Origin of the sequence: Porphyromonas bobii (assembly GCF_943169685.1) — a bacterium.
Classification (GTDB): domain Bacteria; phylum Bacteroidota; class Bacteroidia; order Bacteroidales; family Porphyromonadaceae; genus Porphyromonas; species Porphyromonas pasteri.
Map to the genome: position 1 here is coordinate 229,710 of NZ_CALPBU010000001.1, position 12,258 is coordinate 241,967.

Sequence of the window (12,258 nt, forward strand, 5' to 3'; positions counted from 1 at the left end):
ACGATGATTTACCTCTATATATTCCTCTGCCTAATTGCTTCGGCCTTCTTCTCTGGTATGGAGATCGCCTTCCTTTCTTCGGATAAGCTCCGTCTTGAGCTTGACCGAAGCCGTGGTGGTGTGTCGGCTCGGATCTTAGGTGTCTTCTACTCGCGTCCCGACCACTTCATCACGACGATGCTCCTGGGGAACAATGTTGCCCTCGTCATCTATGGTCTCTTGACCGCTGTGCTGATGGAGCCTTGGCTCAAGAGCCTCTTGGGCGAGAATGATGGGCTCATTCTCTTGGCGCAGTCGGTCCTCAGTACGCTGCTGATCCTCTTCGTCGGGGAATTCCTCCCGAAGGTGACCTTCCGTGCTAACCCCAACCGCACGATGCGCTTCTTCGCAGGGATCCTCTTCCTCGTCTATCTCCTGCTCTATCCCTTTGCTTGGATCATTGGGCTGATCACGCGTGCGATCCTCTTCCTCGCAGGGCAGCGTACTTCAAGTGTGGCTATTCGCCCCCAGCTCTCTTCACTGGACCTCGAGTACTACCTCACGCATAGCTCGGACGATGGTCAGGCCTCGGGTATCGAGACGGAGGTGAAGATCATCCAAAATGCCATCTCCTTCTCGGGCCTTCAGGTGCGTGATTGCCTCCGGCCTCGCAATGAGATCGTCGGGGCAAGCATTGACTCGACGCGTGCGCATCTTGAGGAACTCTTCATCCGCACGGGACTCTCAAAGCTCATCGTCTATAAGGAGAATATCGACGAAGTCGTCGGCTACATCCATTCGAGTGAAATGTTCCGCGGTGACGACTGGCAGAAGCGCATCGTCTCAGCCCTCTTCGTCCCCGAGAGTATGCAAGCCAGCACGCTGATGCGCCTCTTGATGCAGAAAAAGAAGAGTATCGCAGTCGTCATCGACGAGCTTGGCGGTACGGCAGGTATGGTGACGCTTGAGGATATCGTCGAGGAGCTCTTCGGAGATATCGAGGATGAGCATGACCGTCAGAAGCGTGTAGCCAAGCGCCTTGATGATCGTACCTTCGTCTTCAGCGGACGTATGGAGATCGATGATATCAACGAGAAGTTTGGTCTGACACTCCCCGAGGATGAGGACTTCATGACTATCGCTGGCTACATCTTGTACCACCATCCCAGCATCCCTTCGCAGGGGCAGATCCTTGAGATCGGTGACCTGCGCTTTGAGATTCTCCGCTCCACATCGACGAAGATCGTCTTGGTCAAGATGACCCTCCCCGAGGCATAGTGCCTCCCTCCCTTCGCAAGGGAAAGCCATCACCCTACCGCTCACATAATCCTGTGGCGGTAGGGTGATGGCTTTTATTATTGACTGCTTGAGGGGGCGATCAATGCATTCTTATGAGGAGACCATTGCGCAAGGCCATCTCTTCACAGCTTGCACTTTTCTCCTTCGAACTTCTCAGCCTAAAGCCTCCGATTTTTGAGGGAGGGAGGTACGAGTAATGAAGAGGAGGCCTTGCGCAATGCTCCCACATATAGGTATATGAGTACGTGGGTAGAGCTATATAGGATGGCGAAGAAAGCTATATAGCTTTGGATCGATCCTTATATAGCCTTGTGAAGTGACCTCTATTGGGTTGTTGCTCCACGTATGGATAAAAGTTGCGGACGAGTGGCAGATAAGTTTGGGCTACGTACGTAGCTCTAATATCTACGTACGTGGATATTTAGATTTGCGTGCATAGTCTTTAAGACTACGTGCATAGATGCGGAAAAAGCACTACGTGAAGATGCTTTTTCTTCGCAAAAACAACACTTTTCCTTCCGCTGGATAAGAAAAATACTCGCGATGAGGCGAAGGGCTTGCTTGACCACTTCGGAGAGGTATATCGGGGAGCTGGGCGTGCGACACCTTAGCACAATTAATAGCGGGCAGGACTCTCGGCAACAGTCTTATGAGGCCGTATTGTATGAGCTGGTGGAAGCTATATAGCTCTTCTTATATTTCTATATAGCTTCGTGAGCGTTCCTATATAGGATTGAGTTGATTCCTATATAGCTTCGTGATCATTCCTATATAGCTTTGCGCGCATTCCTATATAGGATTGCGCTGATTCCTATATAGGTCTACTTGTATTCTTATATGAGTCATAGTGCGGATCCGTATCGGTAGGGAGCCTGTCTATCGGTTGACTTTGTCTGATCCTCGGAGCTCTATGCTCACGGTCTATAGCGAGGAATAGGGCCTTTCAGCAGAAGGGTCATGCCTCCTTCTAAGCGGGGATGGGACTGTATTTGCCTGCAACGTGCCTGATATTATACCGTCTGCAGGGTTGCGGTATTGATGGAAATCACTATTTTTGCCGTGTAATCGATTTATTTATAATCAAACTACAATCAAAAATGATGGACCTTTTTAAGAAGCTTCAGGGGCTTTTCGGGGGAGATAACTCTGCCGAAGCTATCGAGAAGCAGATGCAGAAGATGCAGGAGCAGATGCAAGCTGCTTTCGGTGGTGAAGAGACCAAGCGCGGCTGGCAGCCCGATGAAGGCGTCTACTATGCCAAGGGTGAGTACGACAATGCCGTCGAGTACAACAATGAGCTCATTTGCCTTTCCAACTATGGTCTCGACCAGATGGCGAAGATGAATGATGCGATGGATGCCAAGGATTACAACCGCGCTGAGTGGGTTCGCCTGGAGTGGATCGAAGATCTCAAGGGCTTGAGAGAGCAGGCTGCTGCGCTCGGTGCCTATGATGGTGATGACCGTATGCTCAAGGCGCTCTATAAAGTCTTCGATGGCTGGGAAGCTCTGATGAAGGATGGCTACAAGACCCTCATCAAGATGCGTCTCGATGGTCTCCGTGGTACGCCTGAAGAACAGGCACAGCTCAAGAAGAATAATACCATCTTGGTGCGTCTCATCGACAACCTCAATGATGCGAGCGAGGAGTTCCTCGATGCTCACGGTGTCGGTGACTACGACTATGATGATGATGACGACGAGGATTAATCGTCGCTGAGCCACACGCTCACTTTCCTACTTTACTATATAAGAGCAGCCTACTGCATCCCCTCACTGAGGGCTGTGCAGTAGGCTGCTCTTCTTGTATCAAGGATAGCTTGGCTACCCCTTCACTTGTAGAATCTTGGGCGCTGGCTCATGGAGGTAGCAGAGATAGCCCGATACCTCTGTGTAGCCCATCTGACGAAGAAGCTCCATATACTCACGGACTTGGCGGTGGTGACCCTTACGCTCCTCCCCAGACTTATAGTCTACGACCTCGATATGGCCATCGGGGTAGAAGATCACTCGGTCAGGACGGCGGCTGGTCTCCAGCTCTCCACCGATGATCGCACGCTCGTTGAAGATCCTCCCTGTGCCGTCAAACCATCGGGCTGCTTCGGGGTGCTCTACGACAGCACGGAGCTGGGTGGAGAGTTCCTCCGCATGCTCTGCCTTGATATATCCATGATGTACGGCCTCGCTGATGGCAGGTGCTACATCGCTTGCGGTCTCGATCTCAGAGAGGATGAGGTGCAGGGTACGCCCATAGGCCCGCTGGCTATCCTCGGAGAAGTACTCGAGACCCTCACGAAGGATGGCTAAGCGCTGGTCAATAGGGTAGGAGCTTAGTGCACCTACTTGCAGAGCCGTAGCGCTATCCTCTCCGGAGTCGGAGTGCTTCTTCTTTGGTGCAGAAGTACTGTCACCTATGGGATCCTCCTTCGTCGTCTGATGAGCGGGGAGGATCTCATAGAGAGCCTTGTCTTCTTCTACGGTGGCCAGGAAGAGGTCTTCTATCTTGGAGATCTTCTCCTCAGATGTTTCTTTCTTCTTGGACTTCTTCTTCCCAGACTCCTCTTCCTGTCCCTTCTGGGCTTCCTCTCGGATCCAGATATGAAGCTCTTGCTTGGGGCGCGTGGTGGCGACATAGAGGAGGTTGAGCGAGTCCATCATGTTCTTGAGCTTTTCCACAAAGTAGGGCTTAGCGAAGTAGCTCATCTGCAGCGTGGCAGTGTACTTCAGAGGGACGCTCGTCACGTGCGTTGCCATAAGCTCTTCGGTCTCGCTGATATGGGGGATGGGGCACCATAGGATATTCTCCTTGTTGCCGCTCAAGGCTTCATCCAGCTTCCAGCTGATGTCGGGGAGTAGGACGACGGGGAAGCCAAGCCCCTTGGACTTATGGATGGTCATCAGGGTGATAGCATCCTCGGCTGAGTTGTTGACGATACTCTGCAGATGGCCTTTATCTTGCCAGTACTGGAGGAAGGTCGAGATATCTGCAGCCTCCTCTTGCTCCCAGCTATAGAGCATGTCGAGGAGCTTGACGAGGTAGGCGCCTTCGCTCTCGGGGAAGAGCTTCCCATAGCGTGAGTTGATGATCTCGACGACTTCGTAGAGCCCTTGGCGCCCGAAGTCACGCAGCTCTTGTAGCTCGGCTTCGGATAGGTCTTCTTCCGCTTGCCCCGAGAGGGCGAGGACTTGGTGATAGGCTTCTTGGAGGACTGCTAATCGTAGTGGGATGCTGGTATCTGCCAGATAGCTGAGGGCTGCGATGATGAAGCGTACGGAGTATGCGCGGTCGACGTGTAGAGCTTCCTCTGAGAGGAAGGGTAGGGAGTAGCCCTCCAGTACGTCATCGGGAGCGTTGAGGAGAGTCTCCGCTACATTGGCTGCATGCGCCTTCGTACGAACGAGGATAGCGATGTCGGAGCAGCGATAGCCTCGCTTGAGTAGGTCGACGAGGACAAGCGGGAGTTGATCTAAGGCACCGTTGGGTACTTCCTCTTCGGTGTCTGAAGTCTCTTCGCTGTCCTCTCCCTCTGTGGTGCTATCATCCTTCTTTTTGGGGGGAGCATAGCGATGGAGTACGACTTGCCCGAGGCCTCGCTGTTGCTTTGGCTTAGGAGTATTCTGCTCCACGTCTTCATAGGCCTTGAGGAGGATGTCCAGCTCTGCATCCAGTCGGCTCTTGACTTCCTCTTGCCCTTCGGGGAAGCCGTAGCCCCTGACCTCGCCCCAAAGTGAATCGAAGACACTGCGGATGAGTGAGCAGAGCTGTGGGTAGAGAGCGTTGTTGAAGTCTACGATCTCGGGGACACTACGCCAGTTGTCCTCAAGGTTTTTGCGCTCAGCGGAAGACTTAAAGTCCTCGGTGAGCTGTGTGGTCAGTAGGGTGCTGTCGGAGTTGCGGAAGCGGTAGATACTTTGCTTGGCATCACCGACGATGAGGCAGTCCTGACCTTGGCTCTGGGCATTATCAAGGAGAGGCTTGAAGTTCTCATACTGCATACGACTCGTGTCCTGGAACTCGTCGATCATGTGATGCTCGATGCGCGCCCCGATCTTCTCGTAGAGGAAGGGTGCATCATTATTGTCCTTCAGTAGCGCTTGGATGAGCGAAGGTGCATCAGAGATGAGCATGAGCTTACCCTCTCGCTTGAGCTCTTGGAGGGCATTGTCGATGTCGATCAGTATGCCATAGAGCCCCGCATATCGGTTGATCTGCTGGGCTGTGACGTAGATGGGGAGCTGCTGGAAGTTGTAGTCGCTGAAGGCTTTGAGGGCATCATAGATGCTGCTGAGGTGGGGCTCGATCTGCTCACGGATAGAGTGTTTGCCTTTACTTCCTACTAGCTTAGCCAGCCTCGTTTCTGTGTCTGTAGCAGCAAGGAACCCTTGTAGGTAGGAGCGCTCTGCAAGAGGTACTCCGTCTATGGTAAAAGCTCCTTGCACTCTTTGACAGGCATAAGTCGCTCCAAAGACTCCAGACCTCTTGTTGCTTAAATCTTCTATTGCTACCCCAGACCGCGCCAGTACATTGAGTGCTATTTCAGCAAGGGCGCTGAGCGCTTCCCTCTTATCCTTGATGATCTTACGAGCTGCTTCACGTAGCTTCTTGACCTGCGCTTGGGAGGGGAATTCCTTGCCCGCACGTAGCTGCTTGACGGCTTCGTTCTCGAGTTGCTTGGCGAACTTGCTGAGCTGGTCTTCGATATTGTAGCCCTTCCCATCTTCGATCGCCTCGGTAGTTAGCTCTTGGAGCCAAGCTTCGATCTTTTCGTCGCTCTTCTCTTGATCCTGTCGGGCTAAGACTTCGAGGACGGCCTGATGAAGGAGTTGGTCCGAGTCAAGCTGTACACGGAGGGCCCCAGCATGGCCCAGCTCATAGGCGAAGGAGCGGACGACCTCTTGGAAGAACGAGTCGATGGTACGCACACGGAAGTTCGTGTACTCAAGTAGCAGGGCATGCAGCGTCGCATTGGCTCGCTCCTGTAGCTTCGCCTCAGAGATACCAAGCTCCCTGCATAGATCATCTGTGAATAGGGACTCCTCTGGGGTGCGTGCGAGGGTAGAGAGCTCAGCGACGATACGCCCCTTCATCTCAGCGGTGGCCTTCTTAGTGAAGGTCACCGCTTGGATAGTCGAGAAGTATCTGGGGTCGCCATTGCTGAGCATCAGACGCAGGAACTCGCGTGTGAGCGCGTGCGTCTTCCCCGATCCCGCCGAGGCGGTATATATCTTGAGGGACATGAGCTTGGGGGGCGAAGCGTTAGTATTCGTCTGGGGTACTGGTCGTGTCGAGCTTCTCGTCGTCTCGCCCTCGATTGTGGTAGTGACGGCGGAGAGGATTGCGCGTAGCCTCGTCGTAGCTACGACGGTGGCGGTAGATGTCCAGTGCGCTGTAGATAGCCTCTCGCATCGAGGTGGGGTCAGCGATACCCTTACCAGCGATATCGTAGCCTGTACCATGGTCGGGGGATGTGCGTACGAAGCTGAGTCCCAGCGTGACGTTTACCCCTTCGTTCATATACAGCGCCTTGAAGGGAGCTAAGCCCTGATCATGATACATGGCGAGGATGCCGTCGAAGGAATCTACACGCCCGCTGCCCCAAAAGCCGTCCCCAGGGAAGGGACCAAAGGTGATGATGCCCGAGGTGAAAGCCTCCTCGATAGCGGGACGGATAATCGTATCCTCCTCGTTCCCCATAAGCCCCTTATCTCCTGCGTGGGGGTTAAGGCCAAGTACGGCGAGGCGTGGCTTCGTGATACCGAAGTCTCTCTGTAGGCCAGCCTCGAGGAGGCGGAGCTTGCGGAGGATCAGTTCGCTCGAGAGTCGTGAGGCAATAGCACTCACGGGGATGTGTGTCGTAGCTAAGGCCACACGACAGTCGCCCGAGGCGAGCACCATCAGTGATTCGCCAGGTGTGCGTGCTGCGATCGCCTCGAGGTAATCTGTATGCCCATTGAATGGGAAGAGGTCGCGTGGCATCACGGCCTTATTGATGGGGGCTGTGACGAGGACGTCGCAGAGTCCCATGCGGATATCTGCCGTAGCACGCTCAAGGGCTTCGAAGGCAGCGCGCCCAGCCGCGTCGGTGGGCTGGCCGATCTCTACCTGCTCACGTCCCGTGGTACAGTCGAGGATATTCAGCACGCCGTCCTTGGCTTCGCTTGCCTGACGGATGACCTGCCAAGAGACATGCTCGAGGCCGAGGTGCGCCTTCCAGAAGTTTGCTACGTGCGAAGAGCCGTAGAGAATAGGGGTGAAGAGCTCAAGGATGCGCTCATCCTCAAAGATCTTTAGTACGACTTCATAGCTGATGCCATTGATATCGCCGTGGGTGATAGCTACCCGTATCTTGCGTGTACTCATTGTCAGACTATGGATTAGAAGCCCTTGGTGTAGCGAGCCTTGAGTATGATCCCAGGGTCAAAGACCTTGATAGCGCTGGGGCGGAAGGAGTAGAGCGAAGACTCCATCATGCGGATGAGGTGGAGCTTGTCCTCGTTGGGGCGGTAGACGAAGCCCTCGAAGATGTAGACCTTGCCTGCAGCCTTGTCGACGACAGCATGGCTGACGAAGGGGCCACCCATCATCGCACCGCCTTCCATCTTCCACAGACCACGGAGTTCAGCACGCGCTGTCTCCTCTTCGGGGAGCTGTACACGGCGGTAGAGGAGGCCATAGTTCTGCTCGGTGCAGGGGTAGGAGCCTTCGAATTCCCCCGAGATATTAGCCTTGAGTACGGAGTCTCGCTTGGCGACCAGAGCATCGAGGCTGATATCCTTGGGGCTGTGGTAGGGGTAAGTGTAGACGAGGATGTCGTGGCGAGAGCGCATAGAGGAGTTGGACATCCAGAGGAAGTCCTTGCCGACACGCTTATTGCGAATATCCTCAGGGACATTGACGCGATGAGCGAAGAGGCTATCAACAAGCTCGGTAGCCTTCTGGCTGTAGGTCTTAGCGATAACCTCGCCGTAGAGGAAGAGTTCGTGGCGAATGAAGAGATTCATCAGCCCTTCACCCTGAGTCTTGAGGTAGTTCTGTACCGAGTCGGCGCTGGGTGAGGTCATACGCGCGACGATCTGCCCCTTGGCCCAGTCGTCATAGCTGTACTTCAGCGAGACCTTTGAGTAGCGCTGAGGGTCGATGTCGAGGAGGAAGACATTGCGTACGAGCTTCAGCGAGCCTTCGAAAGATGGGGTAGGGACGCGCGAGATGCGTAGAGAGGGCTCGCTCTGAGGAAGGGCAGGGGCATCTTCCTCGAGTAGGTCATAGAGCTGCATCGCCATAGGGGACTCGAAGTAGTCCTTCTCCATGACGAGCATCAGCTCGCCTGGCTTCCCGATGGCGCTCTGCTGGAGTACGGAGGAGTTCTTGGAGGACGATTTGCAGGAGCCGAAGGCTAATATGCTTGCGATGAGGGCGGGTAGGGCGAAGCCCATCCGATAGTTGATCTTCATAAGGCGTATGTTGCTTTGTCTATCGTGCTTATTTACAGTAAGGCAAAGATAACCAAAGTGGCACAGACTACCGCAGGGAGTAGCTCTGTGCTATGGGGATCCTTTCCATCCAGTACATGGGGCGGCTATACGTCGATTTTTATGATCACGAAGGGGCTATCCTATGTGTAAGTATATCCGTGTCTTATGCAAGGTGAAGAAGTGAACCTCCATAGCTGGGTAAATGAACCTATATAGGTCAGACCTCCGACCAATATGGGTACGGGGTCGGGCTATATAGGGATGGTGAAGCAAGCTATATAGCTTTGGACTGATCCCTATATAGCTTTGTGAAGTGACCTCTATTAGATTATTGCTCCGCGTAGGGACAAAAGTTGTGGACGAGTGCTAGAAATGTTTGGACTACGTACGTGGATTTAATATCTACGTACGTGGATATTTGGATTTACGTACCTGGTCTTTAAGACTACGTACATAGACAGAAGAAAACCACTACGTGAAGGTGCTTTCTCTTCACGGGAATGACGCTTTTCCCTCCGCAGGATAAGAGGAATACTTGCGATAAGGCGAAGGGCTTGTGTATCACTTTGGAGAGGTATATCGGGGAGCTGGTCGTGCGATGCCTTAGCACTCTAAATAGAGGGCAGGACTCGCGGCAACAGTCTCAATATGGGTCGCGAAGGGGGACAGTATAGCGGTGGTATGCACTCCCCATTGCGACGAAGAGATTCTCGATAAGGCTGCTTCCCCTCGCGTGCGTACATTCTCTCTATATGTGTAGAGGCGGGTAGTAAAGAGCTCTTGTGTGGTAGGGCTTCTACACTACCTATAAATACCGTACCTTTGCGGGACAAATAAAGTATCATATAATAGTAAGCAACAACGACACAATGACCTCTAAAGAGATTCGCGAGTCATATAAGTCTTTCTTCCAAAGTAAGGGCCACACGATCGTACCATCAGCTCCGATGGTGGTCAAGGGCGACCCTACCCTGATGTTCACGAACGCAGGGATGAACCAGTTCAAGGATATCATCCTCGGTAATGCCGAGATCAAGCATAGCCGCGTGGCGGACTCACAGAAGTGCCTTCGCGTAAGCGGTAAGCACAACGACCTCGAGGAGGTGGGCCATGATACGTACCACCACACGATGTTTGAGATGCTTGGGAACTGGTCCTTCGGGGATTACTTCAAGCACGAAGCTATTGACTGGGCTTGGGAATACTTGACGGAGGTACTTCACCTCTCCCCCGAGCGTCTCTATGTGACGGTCTTCGAGGGGGCTCCTGCTGAAGGCCTTGAGCGTGATGACGAGGCTGCTGCTATCTGGGCAAAGCACCTACCAGCTGAGCGCATCATCAACGGGAATAAGCACGACAACTTCTGGGAGATGGGTGATCAAGGTCCTTGCGGCCCTTGCTCCGAGATCCATATCGACATTCGCTCTGACGAAGAGCGTAAGGCTGTTGATGGCCTCACGCTGGTCAACCAGAGCCACCCCCAGGTCATCGAGATCTGGAACCTCGTCTTCATGCAGTACAACCGTAAGGCCGATGGCTCTCTCGAGCCACTGCCTAAGCGCGTCATCGATACGGGGATGGGCTTTGAGCGTCTCTGTATGGCTATGCAGGGGAAGACGTCGAACTATGATACCGATATCTTCACCCCGATGATCCAGGCTATCGCCACGCTCACGGGGATCGAATATGGCGCTGATCAGAAGTCCGATGTCGCTATGCGCGTCATCGCTGACCACATCCGTACGATTGCCTTCGCTATCACCGACGGTCAGCTCCCCTCCAACGCTAAGGCGGGCTATGTCATCCGCCGTATCCTGCGCCGTGCAGTCCGCTATGGCTATACCTTCCTCGGTCGTCGTGAGGCCTTCATGTATAGCCTCCTGCCCGTACTCATCGAGACGATGGGCGATGCTTACCCCGAGCTCATCGCTGGTCGCGAGCTCATCGCTAAGGTGATGCGTGAGGAGGAAGAGAGCTTCCTGCGCACGCTGGAGACGGGTATTCGTCTGCTGGATAAGCAGATCGAGGAAGCAAAGAAGGCTGGTAAGACCGTTCTTGATGGGCACGATGCCTTCGTCCTCTACGATACCTACGGCTTCCCCCTTGACTTGACCGCACTGATCCTCACTGAGCAGGGGCTGAGCGTCGACGAAGCGGGCTTTGACAAGGCTATGCAGGAGCAGAAGGAGCGTGCACGTAATGCCGCTGCTATCGATGCTGGTGACTGGCAGGTCGTCAATGATGGCTCTGCTGTACGCTTCGTCGGCTATGATACCCTCGAGTGTACCACGGAGATCCTCCGCTATCGTGAGGTGAAGCAGAAGAATGCTACCTTCTATCAGGTCGTCCTCTCTGAGACTCCCTTCTATGCCGAGATGGGGGGGCAGGTAGGTGATAAGGGCTTCCTCATCGCTACCGATGGCACGAAGTACGAAGTCTTTGATACCAAGCGTGAGAATAACCTCGCTATCCACCTGATGAAGAAGCTCCCCGCTACGCTGGAGGGTGACTTCCGTGCCGTGGTTGACGAAGAGCGTCGTCATCGCATCGAGGCTAATCACTCTGCTACGCACCTCCTGCATGAGGCTCTGCGTGAAGTCCTCGGCTCACACGTTGAGCAGAAGGGGTCATTCGTCTCTGATGAGGTCCTGCGCTTCGACTTCGCTCACTTTGCGAAGGTCGAGCCCGAGCAGCTCCGTGCTGTCGAGCGTATCGTCGCAGCACGTATCCGTGCCTGCATCCCTCTGCAGGAATATCGTGAGGTGCCTATTGACGAAGCTCGCGAGATGGGGGCTATGGCTCTCTTCGGTGAGAAGTATGGGGATCATGTCCGTGTCATTCGCTTTGGCTCTTCGACTGAGTTCTGTGGGGGGACGCACGTCGCCTCTACGGGTGTGATCGGTACGCTGCGCATCACGAGTGAGTCCTCCGTCGCCGCAGGTGTGCGTCGTATCGAGGCTGTCACGGGTGCAGCTGCTGAGAACTACCTCTATGAGCAGGCTGATATGATCGATGCTATCCGCCAGCTCTTCAATAATAGCCCCCAGCTGAAGACGGCTATCCGCAAGACTCTTGAGGAGAACGCCGAGCTCGGTAAGCAGGTAGGGGAGTACATCCGTGAGCAGATCGCTGAGAAGAAGCGTCAGCTGCTGGAGAAGCGTGTCGAGGTCGGTGGTGTCCGCCTCTTCCTCGTTGAGAGGGAGGCCCCTGCTGAGATCGTGAAGGATATCGCTTTCCAGATCGCAGGTGAGCTTCACGAGCCCTTCGTCTTCATCGCTGCTTGCGTAGAGCCCAGCTCTTCTAAGCCCAGCCTGACGCTAATGATCAGCAAGGATCTGGTAGAGTCAAGAGGCTGGAATGCTTCACAGCTCCTCCGTGCTGCTGCCAAGCATATCCAGGGCGGTGGCGGCGGTCAGCCTCACTTCGCTACGGCTGGTGGTAAGAATGCCGATGGACTCAACGCTGCTGTCGAAGAGCTCCTCACGGCTATGGAGCTGAAGGCATAAGC

General features: G+C 54.2%; 6 protein-coding genes. 3 read left to right on the plus strand and 3 right to left on the minus strand.

Annotated elements, in window-relative coordinates; translation table 11 throughout:
- The first annotated feature begins 3 nt into the window (after nt 1–3).
- Nucleotides 4–1,257 (plus strand): hemolysin family protein, encoded by a 1,254-nt coding sequence (locus KO088_RS00985; protein WP_215492954.1) that lies wholly within the window; start codon nt 4–6, stop codon nt 1,255–1,257.
- 1,118 nt (nt 1,258–2,375) lie between these two features.
- Nucleotides 2,376–2,987, plus strand: a complete 612-nt coding sequence (locus KO088_RS00990; protein ID WP_229770757.1) for an LIC11966 family surface protein — start codon at nt 2,376–2,378, stop codon at nt 2,985–2,987.
- 114 nt (nt 2,988–3,101) lie between these two features.
- On the opposite strand, the gene KO088_RS00995 is transcribed toward KO088_RS00990, so the two are convergent.
- The 3 genes from KO088_RS00995 to KO088_RS01005 are packed head-to-tail and all read right to left on the minus strand — an operon-like array spanning nt 3,102 to nt 8,729.
- Nucleotides 3,102–6,515, minus strand: a complete 3,414-nt coding sequence (locus KO088_RS00995) for a UvrD-helicase domain-containing protein (protein WP_215492955.1) — start codon at nt 6,513–6,515, stop codon at nt 3,102–3,104.
- Between the two features lie 19 nt (nt 6,516–6,534).
- Entirely contained in the window at nt 6,535–7,638 is a 1,104-nt protein-coding gene (gene pdxA / locus KO088_RS01000) for a 4-hydroxythreonine-4-phosphate dehydrogenase PdxA (protein WP_215492956.1), read from the minus strand.
- A 14-nt stretch (nt 7,639–7,652) separates the two neighbouring features.
- Complete coding sequence (locus KO088_RS01005) at nt 7,653–8,729, minus strand: DUF4837 family protein (protein ID WP_215492957.1); 1,077 nt, start codon at nt 8,727–8,729, stop codon at nt 7,653–7,655.
- An 890-nt stretch (nt 8,730–9,619) separates the two neighbouring features.
- Between KO088_RS01005 and alaS the strand changes: the two genes are divergently transcribed.
- A complete protein-coding gene (gene alaS / locus KO088_RS01010; protein WP_215492958.1) occupies nt 9,620–12,256 on the plus strand; it encodes an alanine--tRNA ligase in 2,637 nt (878 codons plus the stop codon).
- Nucleotides 12,257–12,258: the final 2 nt, after the last annotated feature.